This window comes from Rhodococcus sp. Ni2 (assembly GCF_021352185.1).
Lineage (GTDB): Bacteria > Actinomycetota > Actinomycetes > Mycobacteriales > Mycobacteriaceae > Rhodococcus_F > Rhodococcus_F qingshengii.
Genome location: NZ_WOXZ01000001.1, coordinates 507,820 through 525,248 on the forward strand (window position 1 = coordinate 507,820; position 17,429 = coordinate 525,248).

General features: G+C 63.5%; 22 protein-coding genes and 1 tRNA gene. 7 read left to right on the plus strand and 16 right to left on the minus strand.

Annotation, left to right across the window (positions count from 1 at the left end; genetic code table 11):
• Positions 1–426 precede the first annotated feature (426 nt).
• Positions 427–843 (plus strand): helix-turn-helix domain-containing protein, encoded by a 417-nt coding sequence (locus GN300_RS02325; protein WP_003946231.1) that lies wholly within the window; start codon positions 427–429, stop codon positions 841–843.
• 60 nt (positions 844–903) lie between these two features.
• Here GN300_RS02325 and GN300_RS02330 read toward each other — a convergent pair whose 3' ends face one another.
• Both GN300_RS02330 and GN300_RS02335 read right to left on the minus strand, forming a co-directional pair.
• Positions 904–1,905, minus strand: a complete 1,002-nt coding sequence (locus tag GN300_RS02330) for a hypothetical protein (RefSeq protein ID WP_003946245.1) — start codon at positions 1,903–1,905, stop codon at positions 904–906.
• The gene (locus GN300_RS02335; protein ID WP_003946241.1) at positions 1,902–2,402 is read right to left on the minus strand and encodes an ImmA/IrrE family metallo-endopeptidase; all 501 of its coding nucleotides are present in this window, start codon (positions 2,400–2,402) and stop codon (positions 1,902–1,904) included. Before GN300_RS02335 ends, GN300_RS02330 begins: the two co-directional genes overlap by 4 nt.
• A 178-nt stretch (positions 2,403–2,580) precedes the next feature.
• On the opposite strand from GN300_RS02335, the gene GN300_RS02340 reads away from it, so the two are divergent.
• Positions 2,581–3,219, plus strand: a complete 639-nt coding sequence (locus GN300_RS02340) for a hypothetical protein (protein WP_233405562.1) — start codon at positions 2,581–2,583, stop codon at positions 3,217–3,219.
• 2 nt (positions 3,220–3,221) lie between these two features.
• Positions 3,222–3,500 (plus strand): hypothetical protein, encoded by a 279-nt coding sequence (locus GN300_RS02345; RefSeq protein ID WP_156511733.1) that lies wholly within the window; start codon positions 3,222–3,224, stop codon positions 3,498–3,500.
• A gap of 292 nt (positions 3,501–3,792) precedes the next feature.
• On the opposite strand, the gene GN300_RS02350 is transcribed toward GN300_RS02345, so the two are convergent.
• The 5 genes from GN300_RS02350 to GN300_RS02370 form a co-directional block, all read right to left on the minus strand.
• Positions 3,793–3,868 (minus strand) — tRNA-Ala (locus GN300_RS02350).
• Between the two features lie 102 nt (positions 3,869–3,970).
• The gene (gene glpR / locus GN300_RS02355) at positions 3,971–4,705 is read right to left on the minus strand and encodes a gephyrin-like molybdotransferase receptor GlpR (protein WP_007727521.1); all 735 of its coding nucleotides are present in this window, start codon (positions 4,703–4,705) and stop codon (positions 3,971–3,973) included.
• Positions 4,706–4,972: 267 nt separating this feature from the next.
• Positions 4,973–5,608: a GNAT family N-acetyltransferase gene (locus tag GN300_RS02360; protein ID WP_007727523.1), complete on the minus strand. Its 636-nt coding sequence runs from the start codon at positions 5,606–5,608 to the stop codon at positions 4,973–4,975.
• Positions 5,609–5,629: 21 nt separating this feature from the next.
• Positions 5,630–6,889 (minus strand): gephyrin-like molybdotransferase Glp, encoded by a 1,260-nt coding sequence (gene glp / locus GN300_RS02365; RefSeq protein WP_003946353.1) that lies wholly within the window; start codon positions 6,887–6,889, stop codon positions 5,630–5,632.
• A 125-nt stretch (positions 6,890–7,014) separates the two neighbouring features.
• Positions 7,015–7,926, minus strand: a complete 912-nt coding sequence (locus GN300_RS02370) for a UTP--glucose-1-phosphate uridylyltransferase (protein WP_003946415.1) — start codon at positions 7,924–7,926, stop codon at positions 7,015–7,017.
• A gap of 59 nt (positions 7,927–7,985) precedes the next feature.
• Here GN300_RS02370 and GN300_RS02375 point away from each other — a divergent pair, with 59 nt between their 5' ends.
• From GN300_RS02375 to mscL, 4 genes are all read left to right on the plus strand, one after another.
• Entirely contained in the window at positions 7,986–8,564 is a 579-nt protein-coding gene (locus GN300_RS02375) for a 5-formyltetrahydrofolate cyclo-ligase (RefSeq protein WP_054782288.1), read from the plus strand.
• Positions 8,565–8,675: 111 nt separating this feature from the next.
• Positions 8,676–8,987, plus strand: a complete 312-nt coding sequence (locus GN300_RS02380; RefSeq protein ID WP_003946378.1) for an FmdB family zinc ribbon protein — start codon at positions 8,676–8,678, stop codon at positions 8,985–8,987.
• A 77-nt stretch (positions 8,988–9,064) separates the two neighbouring features.
• Positions 9,065–9,811, plus strand: a complete 747-nt coding sequence (locus GN300_RS02385; protein ID WP_063315958.1) for an SAF domain-containing protein — start codon at positions 9,065–9,067, stop codon at positions 9,809–9,811.
• A gap of 99 nt (positions 9,812–9,910) precedes the next feature.
• Entirely contained in the window at positions 9,911–10,333 is a 423-nt protein-coding gene (gene mscL / locus GN300_RS02390) for a large conductance mechanosensitive channel protein MscL (protein WP_030536328.1), read from the plus strand.
• 59 nt (positions 10,334–10,392) lie between these two features.
• On the opposite strand, the gene GN300_RS02395 is transcribed toward mscL, so the two are convergent.
• The 9 genes from GN300_RS02395 to mrf all read right to left on the minus strand — a co-directional run bounded on the left by GN300_RS02395 (position 10,393) and on the right by mrf (position 17,417).
• Positions 10,393–10,569, minus strand: a complete 177-nt coding sequence (locus GN300_RS02395) for a hypothetical protein (protein WP_197487720.1) — start codon at positions 10,567–10,569, stop codon at positions 10,393–10,395.
• Positions 10,570–10,575: 6 nt separating this feature from the next.
• Entirely contained in the window at positions 10,576–11,073 is a 498-nt protein-coding gene (locus GN300_RS02400; RefSeq protein WP_176720912.1) for a molybdenum cofactor biosynthesis protein B, read from the minus strand.
• Positions 11,074–11,153: 80 nt separating this feature from the next.
• Complete coding sequence (locus GN300_RS02405) at positions 11,154–12,680, minus strand: S1C family serine protease (RefSeq protein WP_233405563.1); 1,527 nt, start codon at positions 12,678–12,680, stop codon at positions 11,154–11,156.
• Positions 12,681–12,907: 227 nt separating this feature from the next.
• Complete coding sequence (locus tag GN300_RS02410) at positions 12,908–14,287, minus strand: HAMP domain-containing sensor histidine kinase (RefSeq protein ID WP_020908630.1); 1,380 nt, start codon at positions 14,285–14,287, stop codon at positions 12,908–12,910.
• Positions 14,288–14,352: 65 nt separating this feature from the next.
• The gene (locus tag GN300_RS02415; RefSeq protein ID WP_003946387.1) at positions 14,353–15,039 is read right to left on the minus strand and encodes a response regulator transcription factor; all 687 of its coding nucleotides are present in this window, start codon (positions 15,037–15,039) and stop codon (positions 14,353–14,355) included.
• Positions 15,040–15,109: 70 nt separating this feature from the next.
• Entirely contained in the window at positions 15,110–15,721 is a 612-nt protein-coding gene (locus GN300_RS02420) for a trimeric intracellular cation channel family protein (protein ID WP_003946409.1), read from the minus strand.
• A gap of 18 nt (positions 15,722–15,739) precedes the next feature.
• Positions 15,740–15,913, minus strand: coding sequence for a 50S ribosomal protein L32 (gene rpmF / locus GN300_RS02425; protein WP_007727540.1), 174 nt, complete (start codon positions 15,911–15,913; stop codon positions 15,740–15,742).
• On the minus strand, positions 15,913–16,167 hold the full coding sequence (locus GN300_RS02430; protein WP_003946367.1) for a type B 50S ribosomal protein L31: 255 nt from the start codon (positions 16,165–16,167) through the stop codon (positions 15,913–15,915). The genes rpmF and GN300_RS02430 overlap by 1 nt, the downstream gene beginning before the upstream one ends.
• Positions 16,164–17,417 (minus strand): ribosome hibernation factor-recruiting GTPase MRF, encoded by a 1,254-nt coding sequence (gene mrf, locus GN300_RS02435; RefSeq protein ID WP_003946410.1) that lies wholly within the window; start codon positions 17,415–17,417, stop codon positions 16,164–16,166. The genes GN300_RS02430 and mrf overlap by 4 nt, the downstream gene beginning before the upstream one ends.
• Positions 17,418–17,429 lie beyond the last annotated feature (12 nt).

Consider the following 17,429-nt stretch of genomic DNA (forward strand, 5'->3'; position numbering starts at 1 on the left):
CAAACCGTTCAAGGTTCAACCCGGAGGTGATCCGCATGACATCGCAACCAGCCACCCTGATCGCGACCCTAAACCTTCAAACATCGCTTGAACTGCAGTTTTTCAATCGAAATAGTTGTGAAAAACCAGGCTAACGCATAGCTAATATCGCCAAAACGGGTAAAAGGTTTGATATTGGGCGGATTGGCCAAGTACTGGAAGGTTCGAATAGCGCAGTCGTAGCTGCACATTTCCGTGTGGCGGAAACTCAATGTGCGCTGAGACATAGCTGAGCACTCATTGGGCGGACGAATCGAATCTCGGACACATTTGACAACTAGTCCACTAAACAGACTACGGTGAGCTACCGATCGGTTATCCGCGTGATACCGTAGGATTCACTGAACGGACAATTGCTAGCTAGAGAGGATTACGGGGCGGTTCACAATGGCTGACTTTGCAGAACGATTGAACAAACTGTTCGACAGTGTTCATCCTCCGGGGCGCAAACCCCATACCAACGCCGAGGTTGCGGCAGCGCTCATCGAAGACGGCCATCAGATCTCCAAGCCGTACATCTCGCAGCTCCGCTCGGGACAGCGCACCAACCCCTCAGACGAGACAGTCGCAGCCTTCGCCCGGTTCTTCAAGGTGAAGCCCGACTACTTCTTCAACGACATCTACGCAGCCAAGATCGATCACGATCTCGAACTGCTCTCACAGCTCCAAGGCTACGGGCTTCGCCGCCTCTCGAGCCGTGCATTCGACCTCTCGGAAGAATCGCAGAATCTACTCACCACGATGGCTGAAAAGCTCCGCGCGAGTGAAGGTTTGCCAGAGGTTCCGCCTGACGCGTCACGCTGATGTGACCGTGCTGAAGCACTGACTCGATCTCGAGCACTGCAATGACATGGAGTAGGTCGACTACGAACGTCGACCTACTTTTGTCGTTTCATCGAGTTCTTTCGCCAACAACAACACCCATCGGCGCGCCGACATCTTCTCAGGAGGCGCAATCCACCTGGTGTCCAACACATCCGAGGCCAAGGGATCGGCGATCCACCCCGCCAAAATCCCCGCGTGTGCAGTGACGGCCCGCGGCGGTTCCTGACCACCGACGTCGAACATCCCGGCGCCGGACTGGATGTACATCGCATCCATGATCTGCGCGATCATGTCCGATGCCCGCAGCACAGACGTACTCCCGGCGCTGTCCGCGTCGACTACCTCGGGGAATCGCTTGACGAGAAGCGCGTGCATCCGCCGCAGCCGGTACAGATCTCGTCGCGCACGTAACCAGGTCTCGAGAAGCACCCACGTGATGCCCAGCGCAATCAGAACACTCGAGGCAGCGATGAACCATACCCCTGCGCCCGTCCAGATATCCGATTCGAGTGCGCCGGTGCCACCGATCGATTCGACAAGCATCACGACGACCACGACGAGCAGGATCGACGAACCGGTCACGATCAACGCGATTCCGCGCCCCAACGGCGCCCACGCAACGTGCCGTAGCCCCGTCGAAATGACAAGGGACAGAGCGACGATGATAAAGATCAGGGCCGGCGCCGGGTAGCCGAAGAGAACCGCGATCGCCACCAGGAGCCCCACTGAGTACAGCACGGTGGCGAGGCCGCGCATAGCCGGACGTGACATCACAGGCCAGGCAGACACGGCGCCGACTGCACTGGCCGCAGACAACGCTGTCCACAAGACGATGACGATCATCGCGGCGGCATGCTGCTCCGGCGCAATGCGATCGACGATGTCCCATACCGCCGGCACCATGACCGTCGACGACAATGCGACCGAGAAGCCTGCAAAGACCATCGACATTCGCAACGGCGTCGCGGTGCGCGCGACAACTCGACCCAGTCTCGCGCCGGCTGCAACCCAGACGAGAAGGGCCACAGCCCAAAAGATCATCCGATCGCCTCGTCGTACCGCAACACCGACAGCGGTGTCCCACGGCCACTCATCGTTCGCAGACGCATGATCAACATCGACGCGAACGTCTCGGCTTCCCACTCCGCGATGTCATCCATCGGCACGGGTTCGTTGCGCCGCAGAGAACGTTGACTCAACATGTAGGCGATCAAATCGTCACTGACCTCGAGCGTCGCCTCGGCGATCTCGGCACCCTCGTGGCGAAACACTATGTGCCCCAACTCATGTGCCAGAGTCCGCTCGACATTGGGTAGTCCGGGAGCCAAAACGATGACGTCGTGGTCGTCGTAGGCCCGGCGCTGACCGCACACTCCGGTGGCGAGAGGGGTTTCCAGATCGATCTCGATCGGGCGCCCACGCTCGCGGGCGACTGTCTGCACCACCGTCAGCAGTGACACTGCCTCCGACGACGCTGCTGCGTCGCATACGGCATCCACCGCGGCCAGAACGCGGCGATGTGAACGTCTGTCCGGCACGACTCACGCACCTCCCTGTGATCCGGGTGCCAGGAATTCGGCACGCGCGGCAGCCAATCGTGCCTTCTGCAGCGATGCTCCGCGGAAAGTCAGTGCTCCCGCACCGGCCGCTACCACTGCCATTCCGCCTACACCGCCGGCGACGGCGGCGGCGTTGAGAATCGGCGGAAGCCCTTGAGTGAACGCCGTCGGAAATGCCTGCGGGTTGTCAGTCGGAGCCGCGACGTTCGGAACGTTCGACGGTACCTGCGGAGCTACGGGTGCGGGTGCGGCCAGAACCTCGGGTGCGGAAGGGGCTGCGACTGCGCCCGGCGCAGCGTTTGCCGGTCCACCGGCAGAGGGTGCAGGCGCTCCGCCGCCCGCTGACGGTCCCTGCGGATCAGACGGTCCAGCCGGCGGAGCCGCTACCGCGGACGACTGCTCGGAACTCGGCTGCGATTCGGAAGGAGACTGTGTCTCGGAGGGTGCTTGGCTCGAAGGACTCTCGGTCTGCGAAGTTGCGTTGGTCGCAGAAGTTGCGTTGGTCGCAGAAGTTGCGTTGGTCGCGGGAGAAGCGCTGCTGCTCGGACGTTGCGACGCCGAAGGGTTGGTCGTGGGCTCAGTCGTGGTCGTGGGCTCAGTCGTCGTGGGCTCAGTCGTCGTGGGCTCAGTCGTCGTGGGCTCAGTCGTCGTGGTCGGCTCAGTCGTGGTCGTCGGCTCAGTCGTCGTGGTCGGCTCAGTCGTCGTGGTCGGCTCAGTCGTCGTGGTCGGCTCAGTCGTCGTGGTCGGCTCAGTCGTCGTGGTCGGTGTCGGAATTACGGTCGTGCCGCAGTTGTGACGGTGACAATGCCAGCCATAGTTGCCGTTGCCGTTGTTGCCGCCACCGTTGCCGTTGTGACCGCCACCGTTGCCGTTGTTATTGCCGCCACCGTTGCCGTTGTGACCGCCACCGTTGCCGTTGTTATTGCCGCCGTTGTTGCCGTAATTGCCGTTTCCATTGCCGTTGTTGCCACCACCGCTGTTGCCGCCAGGTTGGGCGGCGACGATGGCGGGGAAGACCGATACGGCAAGGACGCCGATACCCATCAGGCACATCACAGCAACAAGCATCATCGCTAGCCGTCGTGGCTGGCTCATCGACATTCCTCCCCGACACATACGTCCGACCTGCGGAAAACTGCGGCAGACTCACCGTGCCTATCGCACCGGACACACCCTCGTTACATTTCCGGCAAACATGTATCCGCCCAAGGATCATCCCTCACTTGGAAGCTCAACGGTCCGGATCAGCGGTCGCAATCGTATGAAACGGCGCACACTCAGATCGAATCTTCGCAATTCGGGCAGGCCCTGAAAATGCAGGAAAGGGTCGTTCAACTTTCGTTGAAAGACCCTTTTCGCTGGTACTTCTTGGTGGAGCTGAGGGGAATCGAACCCCTGACCTCTTCGATGCGAACGAAGCGCGCTACCAACTGCGCCACAGCCCCGTGCCACCGCCTCAGCGGTGCTCGGCAACTCTAACAGGAACGAATACTCCCGTTGGAATCACCCGACACGAACTTTCGGCCCGACAAGATCGGCCCAGAAGATCACTGACCGGACGCGCGACGCATCTCGGTGTGCCTGATCTCTTCTTCGTAGTGATCCAGGTGATCGAACACCGGATCTTCGTCGTCGACCTCGAGGACAACCGCTCCTGGCCGACGCAGTCGCGCCGGAATCAGGCGAAGCTCTTCGTCGGTGTGCGATTCGACTCCGAGTCGCGATCGGTTGAGGCGTTCGGTACGACGGCGGCGAATCTCTTGCTCGATCCGAACCTGGCGACGCAAGTACGCCATGTACCCGCCGAGGCCGCACACGGTCAGCGCAAACAACCACCACACCATCGGCGAGATGATCAATGCGAGAGCGCCCGAGAGAATCGCGACGAACGCAAGTCCCAGCAACGTCCGCTGACGGAATGCATACCGCGCCTCCCGGGCGATGGCATCCGCTTCGGGGTCGAATCCGCCTCGGCCGCGCCGAACCGGAACAAATTCTCCGACCGGTGCACGACCGCCGGCGTAGTCGTCTTCTGCGTGAGTGTCCATCTGGTCCTCCGCGTCGTAGCTGCTGCGCACTGGTTCTGGTTGCCAGTTCGGATCGCTTCGATGTCCTGCTGCCGGCCCGCGCTGAACAGGGTTGCTGTCGCCGCGGTGGAGTACTCGAGTCGCGAGTGCCGCGTCACTCGTCTGCCGGATCCTGGGGCGCTTGTTGACAAGCATCGGCACCAGGACGAACAGCCACACGGCCACCAGCCCGATCCACACGAATGAGCTAGGCATGCCGCGGCCTCCTCCCGATCACCTACCAGCACCTATGCCAGCCGTTGACGAGTCAAGGTTAACGGCCGACGCCCTCGCATCGTTGCCGACGCGCCGAACCCCACCATACTCATGTGTCACACGCGTACCGAACTGAACTTCCGGTTCAGTCCCAAAAGTCTCAAGTTCTGGTTGAATCAAAAACCACATTTTCCCGCCCGAAAGTAGGACTACTCAGCGGTAACTGCTGTTTAGCTCGCGTTTCTCACGCTTCTGGCGCCGTCTTCGTCACACCCACGAAGCACGTCCGGACCGCACCAATCTGTCGACGACGGTGGTGGGTACTTCCTCGATGGTCATTCCGACCAGAAGATGATCACGCCATTGGCCGTCGACATCGAGGTAGCGCTTGAGAAGACCTTCCTCCCGGAACCCAACGTTTCGTAGGACTGCGCGACTCGACGCGTTCTCCGGCCGAACAGTGGCCTCCACTCGATGCAGACCGACCTTCGAGAATGCGTGATCGAGTGTGAGTGCAACGGCAGCTGTGGCTACGCCCCCACCGGTCACGTGCGAGGCGACCCAATAGCCCACCCAGGCGGACCGCAGAGCGCCGCGCACCACATTTCCGATGGTGACCTGCCCGCAGTACTTCCCGTCGAGTTCGATCACCAGGGGAAGGATCCTGCCCTTGCGCGCTTCGGAGCGAAGGTTTCCGCACAGGGACGGCCAGACGGTGATGTGGTGGCGAGCATCCCAGGGCGATTCTCCGGTGGGCTCCCACGGCTCGAGGTGCTCGCGATCGCGAATGCGGAGACGACTCCACACAGCAGCGTCACGGAGCTTCACGGGGCGGACGGTCACCACTCCCGCGGGCACTCGCAGCGGGCCGAGATCTTCCGGCCATCCTGGATGGACTGACATCACACCCCACTCGGGTCGGCGTTACCCACGTTGGGCGAGAAAAGCTACGTCGACTTCTTCACCGATGTGCACTTCGGTGACGTCTCGATCGACCAGAACCAAGCAATTGGCTTCCGCCAAGGTCGCGAGGAGATGTGAGGACGCACCGGGCGCACCCCCGAGGGCCTGCACCAGGTACTCCCCTGTCGCTTCGTCACGCATCAGCTGACCACGCAGAAAACCCTTGCGATCGGCAATCGACGTGATCGTTCCCACTGTCCGCGCCTTCACTACTCGCCGCATCGGCTGGCGGCGTCCGAGCGCGATTCTGATCAGCGGGCGAACCATGACTTCGAATACCACCAGTGCGCTGACCGGGTTGGACGGTAGGAGAAAGGTCGGAACCTCGTCCCTTCCCAGCTTTCCGAAGCCTTGCACCGATCCCGGATGCATGGCAACGCGCTCCACCTCGAGTGTCCCCAGGTCGGCAAGCGCCTCACGAACCTCGTCGGACGCTCCGCCGCCCACGGCACCGGCGATGACAACGATTTCCGAGCGAATCAGCTGTCCCTCGACTACTTCGCGAAGACGACGAGAGTCGTTGCCTGCGATTCCCACACGGTTGACGTCGGCGCCGGCATCGCGCGCTGCGGCGGCGAGGGCATACGAATTGACGTCGTAAACCTGACCAGGCCCCGGCGTGCGATCCACGTCGACGAGTTCTCCACCGACGCTGATGACGGAGAGGCGCGGACGGGGATGGACGAGTACTTTGTCGCGGCCGACCGCGGCGAGCAACCCGACCTGTGCGGCTCCGATGATGGTGCCTGCCCGAACGGCCACGTCGCCCGGCTGGACGTCGTCGCCTGCACGGCGAACGTAATCGCCCGAACGCACCGGCTCGAAGATCCGAACGCGAGCGCGACCACCGTCGGTGTTCTCGAGCGGAAGAACTGCGTCGGCCAGCGTGGGCAAAGGCGCGCCGGTGTCGACTCGGACGGCCTGGCGAGGTTGCAAGCGGATCGGTTGGCGTGAGCCCGCCGTCACCTCACCGACCACCGGCAAGCTGAGGTCGGTAGGCTCGCCGTCCTCGCCTCGGAGGTCGGCTCCGGCGCCGGCGACATCGACACTGCGAACCGCGTAACCGTCGATGGCAGCTTGATCGAATCCCGGCAATGGGCGTTCGGTCACCACTTCCTCGGCACACAGCAGTCCCTGCGCCTCCGAGATGGCGACCCGAACCGGACGGGGTGCCACTGCAGCAGCGGTAACCCTGGTCTGCTGCTCCTCAACCGACCGCATCTGGTCCGCGTCCTCCTGTGTCTGGAAATTCGGTGATATCCGTCAGCTCATGATGCCTTGCCGCCGAAAAGGGACAAGCACATTGATACTGCGTTATCGGGCGATCAACCACCGTGGCGACACGCTCAGCGGTCGAGCCGATCCGCGAGCCACTTACGCAAGGACGGGCCGTAATCGTCACTGTCGAGCGCCAGGTCCACCGAAGCGCGGAGGTACCCGCCGGGGTTGCCCAGGTCATGACGCGTTCCGCGGTGCACCACCACGTGAACCGGATGGCCCTCGGAAATCAGGAGAGCGATGGCGTCGGTGAGTTGCAACTCACCGCCGGCTCCCGGCTCGATGCGACGAAGTGCGTCGAAGATCGCACGATCGAGCAGATAGCGACCTGCAGCGGCAAAGGTCGACGGCGCGTCTTCCACAGCCGGCTTCTCGACCATGCCGACGACCTTGAGGACGTCGGGATTGACCGCGTCGGGAACGATCTCGACGTCGAAGACGCCGTAAGCGCTGACTGCGTCTTTCGGGACGTCGATTGCACAGAGAACGGATCCGCCGCGCTTGGCCCGAACTCGCGCCATGATCTCCAGGACGCCACGCGGTAGTACGAGATCATCGGGCAGAAGGACCGCGATGGCGTCTTCGTCGTCGTCGAGAACCGACTCGACGCAACCGACTGCATGCCCGAGGCCGAGAGGCTGCTCCTGAATCACGGAGTCGACTTCGAGCAAACCCGGCGCTTTGCGCACCTTCGCCAGGGCAGCGAGTTTTCCGCTTGCTTCCAGCTTGCTTTCGAGCACGAGATCCTCGACGAAGTGGGCAACCACGCCGTCTTTGCCCGGGGACGTCACGATGACGAGCCGCTCGGCTCCCGAGTCCGCAGCTTCACCTGCCACCAGTTCGATACCCGGTGTGTCCACGACCGGCAGCAATTCTTTCGGAACCGTCTTGGTGGCAGGCAGGAAACGCGTACCAAGTCCGGCTGCGGGAACCACGGCCGTACGGAAGGCCCTCGTGCTGCTAGCGACAACGTCTGTCATGCCAACACCTTAGCCGCCGCTTGTTACCGCTCGGTCAGCACGACGAATATCGTTGCGGGGTGACACCTCAGACAAAAGCACAATGGCGACAAATCACACTCGCAGCACGTGATGCAGTCTCCGAGCACACTCGAAACACGGAAACTGCGGCGTTGATCACGCACATACGTTCAGTGATTGTCGACGGCTCGGTCGTCTGTGCGTACGTCCCCACCCGCACCGAACCAGGATCCACCGATTTGCTCGACGCCGTTGCCGAGATCGCTCAGCGTGTACTACTTCCGATCACCGGGGAGCCGGGACCGTTGTCCTGGGTCGAGTACAGCGGCGCGGACGGTTTGCGCCCCGCGAAGTACGGCATTCGGGAGCCTGTCGGACCCGTCTTGCCACCGGAAGCCCTGTCCGACGTGGAATGCATGCTGATCCCTGCTCTCGCGGTGGATCTTCGTGGAACACGCCTGGGCCGTGGCGCAGGCTTCTACGACCGGACGCTCGGGTCGGTCGGACCACAGACTCGGCTCGTGGCAATTGTCAGAGACTCCGAACTCGTCGAGGCCTTGCCTGCCGACGACCACGACATTCCCATGGGCTGGGCATTGACGCCGCGCGGCGGCCTCACGCAACTCAAAGGCGATTGATCTGCGGGAATAGATCCCTGATTAGCGCTGTTGGCACTGTCACTTGTAGAGTGCTAAAGGCTGCGGTGTAAATACGCGGCTGCTCGAACATCACAGTGCGGAGGAAGCCCGGTGCCCACCTACTCATACGCATGCACGGAATGTGACAACCGTTTCGACATCGTCCAGTCCTTCAGCGAAGATTCGCTGACGGTCTGCCCAGCTTGCTCAGGCAAGCTCCGCAAGCTGTTCAACTCTGTTGGCATCGTGTTCAAGGGCAGCGGCTTCTACCGCACCGACAGCCGCGGCGGCTCCGGGACTGCGAGCGAGCCCGCCAAGAGTGATTCGGCACCCGCTGCGAAGTCCGAGTCCAAGTCGGACTCCTCTTCGACATCGAGTTCGTCGACCAGCACGCCGGCGCCCGCAAAGGCTGCCGCGAGCTGATTTCCACAACCTCCGGGTTGTCCACAGTTTCACATGGTTAGGGCCGGAAGCACCGCTTCCGGCCCTAACGTGCATGAATGCCGTCAGCACGTTCTCGCTCGCCGAGGCGCTCCGATCCACTGCGCGCCCAACTCGATCTCAGCCCGAGCACCTTCGATCGCGTCGTCGAACTGACACGCGGCACACGATTCCGCACGGCGACAGTCCGTAAGATCGCAGCCGTTGTCCTGGCCACACTCGGCGTTGTTCTCTTCTTTCGAGGCGATCCCGCGACCGACACCGTCGCCGTAGTTGTCTCGAGCCGCGATCTCACTCCGGGGCAGGTGATTGCGGATTCGGATGTCGAGATGCGAGAGATCGACTCGAAACAACTTCCCGAAGGAGTTGTCTCCGATACCGACCTGGTAGTCGGGAGAACCGTTGCCGGCCCGATTCGCTCCGGAGAAACCGTCACCGACGTGCGCGTTCTCAGCCCACGGCTGGCCGGGTTGTCGGTAGGAACCGACGACGCCCGCATCGTCCCCGTCCGATTGGCCGATGCGGCCGTCGCGGACATGTTGCGCAGCGGGGACATCGTCGACGTCCTGACCGTCGGCCCTGACACATCCCGCCCAGACACACCCCACCCCGACACACCCAACGAATCAGTTGCAGACAAGGCCCCACAAATTCTTGCGGCAGGAGCGGTAGTCGCGTTGGTCACCACGTCGGAAAGTACACGTAACCAGCAGGAACAGGTGATTTTGCTGGCCCTGCCGACACCAGCAGCCAACGTCGTAGCCGCGGCATCTCTGTCCAATGCGATCACCGTGACATTCCGCTGACCGCACAAAGCGTCCGAAGCTCCTCTAGGATTTTTCCAGTCGGTTCGGTATCAACGGACCATCTGGCACTTGCCATCGGAGACTCGAGGGGACACCGACATGCTCAAGGGATTCAAGGACTTCCTGCTTCGCGGAAACGTGCTCGACCTGGCCGTCGCAGTGGTCATCGGCGCGGCCTTCACCGCCATCGTGACTGCCTTCACCAGCAATATCATCAACCCACTTGTCGCTTCGATTGGCGGAGCCAACGAATACGGGTGGGGCATTCAGCTGACGGGTGACTCCGCTGAGACGTTCCTGAACTTCGGTGCGGTCGTCACCGCGATCATCAACTTCATCATCATCGCAGCGGTCGTCTACTTCGTGCTGATCGTCCCTGCGAATGCGGCGAAGAAGAAGTTCGTCTCCGAGCCCGAGGACAAGGAAGCCAGCGAAACCGATCTGCTCATCCAGATCCGCGACATCCTCTCGGCCAATGCCGGTGGCGCCGACACGGGAGCGCACGCCAAGACTCTCGAATAGGCAGTGCCCACAGATCAGATCAGGCCCTCGGACAATTGTCCGGGGGCCTGATTTACTTCTCAACCCCCGTGGTGCGGGGGCCGCTGACTGCGCAGCCAGTCGTCGTCCGAGGACCGCGAGGATCCTTCGGGACCCCGCTCGTCCGACGTCGTCTCGGGAAAGACGTCCCCGAAGATGCGCGCCAGGCGCTTCTTGTCGACTGACGGGTTCTTCGGGGTATCTCGTTGCTCCGACAAGCTGTCTCAGCCCTCGAGGCTGGAGAGCTCGGCGATCACGTGACTCGCCAAAGCCGTCAGGGTTGCCATGCCGTCGCGAATTGCCGGCCTGGTCGACGCCAGATTGGCGACCACGGTGCTTCCCGAAACTCCGACGAGGCCGCGGGACAAGCCTGCTTCGAGCGATCCGGCCGAAAGACCGGAAGCACGAAGTGCTTCGGCAATTCCCGGGATCTCGCGATCGAGAACCTCAGCGGTCACGTCAGGAGTGACGTCACGCGGGGATACCCCGGTACCGCCGACCGAGATGACGAGGTCGACGCCACCGATGACTGCGGTGTTGAGAGCGTTGCGGATCTCCACTTCGTCGGCGGCGACGGCGACCGTCGCATCGACGAGAAAACCCGCTTCGTTCAGCAGTTCCGTGACCAGTGGACCGATGGAGTCGGTGTTGTCGCCGTGGGCTGTGCGATCGTCGACGATGACGACCAGAGCGCGGCCGGCCGATGTGGCTTCGAGTTCCATGACTCCTACCGTAGTGTCCGATCCCGACGCCGTTGCGATCTGGCCGAAGATCGGGTCGATCGTCTGCTGATCGCCGAACATCATCGGCCGCCCTGCGCTGCCGCGGTTCCCAACGTGACGTCGACGGTCTTGGTCTGCCCGCCGTCGCTGTACGTGATCGAGACCTTGTCGCCGGGAGCATGTGACCGCACTGCCGCGATCAGCGAATCACCATCTGCGACAACACGATCGTCGACCTTGGTGATGACTGCACCCTTCGGGATACCGGCCTTGGCTGCCGGCCCGTCAGCAGTGACATCCATGACGGTTGCGCCGTCGGCGTTGTCCTGCGACGGCACGGTCACGCCGATCATGGCCTGAGTCGCCTTGCCGGTCTTGATCAGTTCGTCGGCGACGCGGCGTGCCTGATCGATCGGGATGGCGAAACCGAGGCCGATCGAACCGCCTTGGGTACCCGACGACGCTCCGAGCGAGGCGATCGCCGTGTTGATGCCGATCAGCTGGCCGTCCATGTTGACGAGGGCGCCACCGGAGTTGCCGGGGTTGATCGCTGCGTCGGTCTGCAGAGCGTCGATGACGGTGTTCTGGTTGCCGGACTCGCCGCTCGTGGACACCGGGCGATCGAGTGCGGAGATGATGCCTTCGGTGACCGTGCCGGCCAGGCCGAGTGGGGACCCGACGGCAACCACCTGCTGTCCGACCTGGACGTCGCCGGAGTTGCCGAGATCGATGGGGGTGAGGTCGTTTCGACCGTCGACCTTGATGACGGCGATGTCGGAGACGGGATCGGCACCGACAAGGGTGGCCGAGGCCTTGGTTCCGTCGGAGAACGCAACGCGAAGTTGCGCTCCCTGTGCGCCGGCAACGTGGTTGTTGGTCAGAATCAGACCGTCGGAGGACAGGATGACACCGGAGCCCTCACCGCCCTGTCCCTGCGCGGTGGCCACCTCGATCTGCACGACGCTCGGCACGACCTTCGAGGCAACGGCCTGAACCGAGCCGGCGGGAGCGTTGGACGTGTTGGTCGCAGTGGGCTTCGGAGCGTTCAGAGAGTTGGTGACCGTCGCGGTTCCACCGTTGCGGTCCGCGACGACGGCGCCGACCACGCCACCGACACCACCACTGACCAGGACCAGGGCGAGAGCGCCGGCAACCAGCGCCATGCGTCCCGACTTCGGCTTGGTGGTGGTCGAACCGGAGTTCGGCCCCTGCAGCGGTGCGGGGATCTGGTTGTGGCCGCCGCCCGGGCCGTTCGGACCGCCGGGGCCACCAGGGTTGGGTGCGCCGTACGGGGCGCTCTGCTGGTACGCGGCCTCATGGGCACCGTGCGGGTGGCCGAAAGCCTGCGTGGGCTGCTGCTGCTGCGCCTGCCCGAAGGCTTCGGTGGGCCGGCCTTCAGTGGGTCGGGCTTCGGCGGGTCGGGCGAACGACTCGGTCGGCTGGTACGGCTGCTGAGGCGCCCGCCCCTGAGGCTGCTGCGGCGGCACGGGAGGCTGTGCCTGAGGTGCTGTCGGCTGTGCTTGAGGTGCTGTCGGCTGCGCCTGGGTGGTGGGTTCGCTGTTGGGCTGCTCGGGCCGGGTCGGCCCGACGTTACGGTCCTCGGTCATCGGCTCGCTTTCGTCTACGGTGACCACCGGACGGGCAGTCACAACTGTTCTGCCGACAATGCTGCCTTGCGCTGCTGAGAAGGCGCTGAGACGTGCCTGTCACTTTACCCAGAGTTCGACGTGAAAAACCGGTGTTGTCGGTTCGGCCCGAAAGACTTTCGGGCCGAACGCATTAAGCCGTGACGTCAGTCACCGAAGCGCGGGACCAAACGGGTCTACAGAACACGCTACTCGGCACTCGGCCCCGGTTCACCGGGAAGCACGATACGAACAAGCGCTCCCCCACGATCGGATTCGTCGATCGCAATGGTGCCGCCGTGCTTGACGACGACCTGACGCACAATCGCAAGTCCCAGACCCGATCCCGGCATCGAACGTGCCGCAGTCGACCGGTAGAAACGATCGAACACCAACTCCCGATCCTCCTCCGGAATGCCAGGTCCCGCATCACTTACGGTCAATTCCAACAATCCTTGACCCACCGGACGCATTTCGACGCGTACCTGTTCGCCCTTCGGACTCCACTTCGCAGCGTTGTCGAGGACGTTCAGCACGGCACGCGACAGGCCCGCTTGATCTCCGTAGACGTACCACGGAGTGGTGACCGCCTCGAACTCGATTTCGTTGCGCCTGCGCCGCGCTCGTTCGAGCGCACGCTCGACGACGTCGCTGACGTCGACGCGCTCGTACACGGTTTCGGGTGCGTCTTCACGGGCCAGGTCGACGAGGTCGCCGACCAGAGTCGACAGTTCCTCGATCTGCGCGACGACGTCGGCACGAAGTTCTGCCATGTCCTCGTCGGGAATCTGCGGCGCACCGGGGCGACTGGACGCGATCAGCAATTCCATGTTGGTGCGCAACGAAGTCAACGGCGTCCGCAACTCGTGTCCGGCGTCCGCAACGAGGCGCGACTGACGCTCACGGGACTCGGCGAGCGCCCGCAGCATCGTGTTAAAACTCTCTGTCAGGCGCGCCAATTCGTCGCTGCCGGTAACGGGGATCTGCGTCAGATCGTCGGTCCGAGCGACTCGTTCGGTGGCAGCAGTCAGCCTGGCAATGGGTCGTAAACCGGTGCGGCCCACGGTAGTACCCGCCACCGCCGCAAGTATGACGCCACACCCGCCGACCACGAAGAGCACCCAGGCCAGACGGTCCAGTACCGCAACGGTCGGCGCGAGCCGCTGACCGATCACCAAAGTGCTTCCGTCATGGGTTCGTTGAGCCAGCACTCGCTGACCGTCGACGGTTCGCAGCGAGGAATCCGATTCGCCACGCGCTACGGCGTCTTCGGCTTCACCGATCGGCACGTCGGAACCGGGCGGCTGGTACGTGCTCAGGTCCGAGAAGATCAGGGCCACACTGATGTCGGTGGTGTACAGCGTCGCACCGGAGATGTAGCGAGGATCGAATCGCACGACATTGCTGTCGATCAGCACCGCTGCCCTGGTACGCAACTGGTGATCGACGTCCGCGTAGAGCGCACGCGAAACCACCGCGTAGGCAGCGATCGCCATGACTGCGACGGCAATGGCCACCACCGACGCGGCGAGCAGCGTCACACGCCAACGCAATGACACCGAACGGGTCAGTGGCATCGGCGGGCGCATTTCGACGGACGCTTGGGTGGTGGAGGACTTCTTCGGTTCGGCGTTCTTGCCGAACGGAGCGGTGATCACGGAGGCGTCTCCCGCAGGACGTAGCCGACTCCGCGGACGGTGTGGATCAACCTCGGTTCGCCGTCGGCTTCCGTCTTGCGACGCAGGTAGCCGACATACACCTCGAGGGCATTGCCGGACGTCGGGAAGTCGTATCCCCACACTTCTTCGAGAATGCGTCCACGGGTCAGCACGCGGCGTGGGTTGGCCATGAGCATTTCGAGGAGGGAGAACTCGGTGCGCGTCAGGCTGATCGATCGTTCGCCGCGCTTGACCTCACGGGTGACCGGGTCGAGGGTGAGGTCCTCGAACGCCATCATTTCGGAATCGGCGTCCAGATCGGGCGCGGTGCGGCGAAGTAGTGCACGCAACCTGGCAAGCAACTCTTCCAAAGCGAAGGGCTTGGGCAGGTAGTCGTCCGCTCCGGCATCGAGACCGGCCACTCGCTCGCTGACCGAATCGCGGGCGGTGAGCACGAGGATGGGCAGGTCGTCGCCGGCACTGCGAAGACGACGGCACACTTCGAGTCCGTCGAGTCGCGGCATCATGACGTCGAGCACGACGGCGTCGGGCCGGTTGGCGAGGATCTTCTCGAGTGCGTCGAGCCCGTCGACCGCGAGCTCGACCGTGTAGCCGTTGAAGCTGAGCGACCGCCGAAGCGACTCGCGAACCGCCCGGTCGTCGTCGACCACCAAAATACGCATACCGACAGTTTGGACTGAAGTGCTGAGATGCGGCTGAGAGGGTCCGATTCCGGCCTCCGGCGTGTCGCGGTCAGTCCCGGGTTCGCCTCGGCCCGGGCAGGCTCCAATGACGCCATAACGCAAGCAGTCTGAACACCGCGGCGAACGCTGTGCCGCACACCAGCGCGGCGTTGGTGGACAGTCCGGCTTGCGAGACTGTGACCACCAACGCAGCGCCGAGCAGTGCGGGAACCGCGTACAGGTCCTTGTGCAGGAGCAGTGGCACCTCGTTGACGAGAACGTCGCGGATCACGCCGCCGCCGATCGCCGCGGTCGCACCGATCAAGGTCGCCGCCAGCGAACTGGCGTTGTTGTCCAGCGCGATGACGGCGCCGGTGCTCGCGAACAAGCCCATCCCCAGTGCGTCGAGCGCCAGGATTTCACGACGCAGTCGATTGAGCGGCTCGTGGAGGTAGAACACGGCGAGTGAGGTGGCGGCGGCCGTTCCGAAGTACGGCCAACTGCTCAGAGAGCTGGGCGGATGGACGCCGAGGAGAACGTCGCGGACGATACCGCCGCCGATGCCGGTGAACACACCCACCGAGCACACCCCGAAGATGTCGAGTCGCTTGGTGACGCCCACCAGGGCACCCGAGGCCGCGAACGCCACGATGCCCACCAGTTCGAGGATCCTCAGCAGCACCGGCCAAGGATCGCACGGTCAGATGCGGCTCGGGTCGATCACCCCGAGTCGAACTGCTTTGACCAGTCGCCGAGGGACTCGGTGGGTCTGGCCGAAGGCTGTGACCTCGACCAGATCGGGCGCCGTCGCCTTCCACTGGGCACGACGGCTGCGCGTGTTGGAACGGGACATCTTCCGCTTGGGAACGGCCATCAGAGTGCCTTGCGCTTTCCGTAGCGCCGCTCGAACTTCTCGACGCGTCCGGCGGTGTCCATCACACGTTGCGCTCCGGTCCAGAACGGGTGAGAGTCGCTCGTGACGTCGACGACCAGCAGCGGGTACGTGCCACCATCTTCCCATTCGACGGTGCGCTCACTCGTCACGGTCGATCGGGTCAGGAAGCTCTTGCCGGTGCTGGCGTCCTGGAAGACCACCGGGTGGTAGTCGGGGTGCATCTGCTTCTTCATTCGTTTCCCTCTCGCGTTGATTCGGTTTCGGCATAAGGTGATTCGGATTCGTCACACGGGTCTTCATGAAACTCGCCGAACGGGTCTTCCCACGTTGCCCACGACGCTTCGTCCGCCAATTCGTCGTCGGTGACCAAGGCGTGCTGCAGTGTTCGGTCGATCTCGAGCGGGTTCGCACCGCAGGTCAGAACGACCATCGAGGTGTCGCGATCACCGAAACGCTCGTCCCATTTCAGGGCCGCGAGTGCACGGCGTTCAGCTGGAACGCGGTCTCGTTCCTCCGGCGTCATCGCGGCAAGCCAGGTGTCCGCGCTGGCAACTCGCAGGCCACCGCCCGCCGATTCGAGCCAGAGCGCTTCACCCGGTTGCGTCGCCACCCAGACTCGTCCGCGGGAGTACACGACGCCTTCGAGCAGAACGTCGATCGCCTCGTGCAGACGCCCGGGGTGAAACGGCCGGTTCGCGGTGAACTCGACCAGCATCACTCCGCCGTCGTCGTCGAGCGGCGGCTGGCGACGCAGCAACGGTGAGTGAGCGTCGGCCAGTTCACCGCGTCGCGCATCCGCAGGCACCTCGAGGAGCAGTGCCTCGATGTCGTCTCCCTCATCGAAGACGGGTACCCGTGGAGCGATGCGCGCGAGAACCGCGTTCAAGCGGGACCGCTGCCAGCCGTCGAGCGCATCGGACCCGCGTAGGACGAGCGCGTCGGCGAAGTCGACCTGCCCGACGACGACCTGAGCCAGGGTGCGGTCGTCGTCGAGAGCTTCGTCGCCGGTGGCGTCTGCCAGCCAGGTCGCCGCGTCGATGCACGTCACGACGGCGTCGACGCGGACGTCCCGCTGCGCCGGTCCGTCCAGTTGGCCGACGACGCCGGTCACGACGACGTGCTCGATCGCCCAGCACAGCGCCTCGGGCTCGAGTTGCCGGTCCAACAGCAACACGATCCGCTGCACCGAACTGTGCGAGTGAAGCCGGCGCAGGAGCGGCAGCAAGTCTTCGCGCAGGGTGCAGGAGACGCAGCCGTGCGCGAGCTCGAGGATCGTCTCGCGCTCGGACACAGTGCCGGCAGACCCGGCACTCCCGGTCATCGAGGTGACCGTCCGCCGGACCACCCCTTCACGGACGTGGCTCAGGTCGTGGTGGACCAGAACAGTTCCGGTTCGCAGCAACGCTCGTGCGGTGTGTGGGGTGGATTCGCTCATGCCGGCGACCAGGACCAGCGGAGTCCTGCCGTCCAAGATCGTGTTCACAGCGGGCCTTTC

Bases quoted from the DNA above. Each gene is read 5' to 3' on its own strand.
- GN300_RS02325 (WP_003946231.1), top strand. From the start codon at position 427: ATGGCTGACTTTGCAGAACGATTGAACAAACTGTTCGACAGTGTTCAT.
- GN300_RS02330 (WP_003946245.1), bottom strand. From the start codon at position 1,905: ATGATCTTTTGGGCTGTGGCCCTTCTCGTCTGGGTTGCAGCCGGCGCG.
- glpR (WP_007727521.1), bottom strand. From the start codon at position 4,705: ATGCCTAGCTCATTCGTGTGGATCGGGCTGGTGGCCGTGTGGCTGTTC.
- GN300_RS02360 (WP_007727523.1), bottom strand. From the start codon at position 5,608: ATGTCAGTCCATCCAGGATGGCCGGAAGATCTCGGCCCGCTGCGAGTG.
- glp (WP_003946353.1), bottom strand. From the start codon at position 6,889: ATGCGGTCGGTTGAGGAGCAGCAGACCAGGGTTACCGCTGCTGCAGTG.
- GN300_RS02370 (WP_003946415.1), bottom strand. From the start codon at position 7,926: ATGACAGACGTTGTCGCTAGCAGCACGAGGGCCTTCCGTACGGCCGTG.
- GN300_RS02385 (WP_063315958.1), top strand. From the start codon at position 9,065: ATGCCGTCAGCACGTTCTCGCTCGCCGAGGCGCTCCGATCCACTGCGC.
- mscL (WP_030536328.1), top strand. From the start codon at position 9,911: ATGCTCAAGGGATTCAAGGACTTCCTGCTTCGCGGAAACGTGCTCGAC.
- GN300_RS02400 (WP_176720912.1), bottom strand. From the start codon at position 11,073: ATGGAACTCGAAGCCACATCGGCCGGCCGCGCTCTGGTCGTCATCGTC.
- GN300_RS02405 (WP_233405563.1), bottom strand. From the start codon at position 12,680: ATGACCGAGGACCGTAACGTCGGGCCGACCCGGCCCGAGCAGCCCAAC.
- GN300_RS02410 (WP_020908630.1), bottom strand. From the start codon at position 14,287: ATGCGCCCGCCGATGCCACTGACCCGTTCGGTGTCATTGCGTTGGCGT.
- GN300_RS02415 (WP_003946387.1), bottom strand. From the start codon at position 15,039: ATGCGTATTTTGGTGGTCGACGACGACCGGGCGGTTCGCGAGTCGCTT.
- rpmF (WP_007727540.1), bottom strand. From the start codon at position 15,913: ATGGCCGTTCCCAAGCGGAAGATGTCCCGTTCCAACACGCGCAGCCGT.
- GN300_RS02430 (WP_003946367.1), bottom strand. From the start codon at position 16,167: ATGAAGAAGCAGATGCACCCCGACTACCACCCGGTGGTCTTCCAGGAC.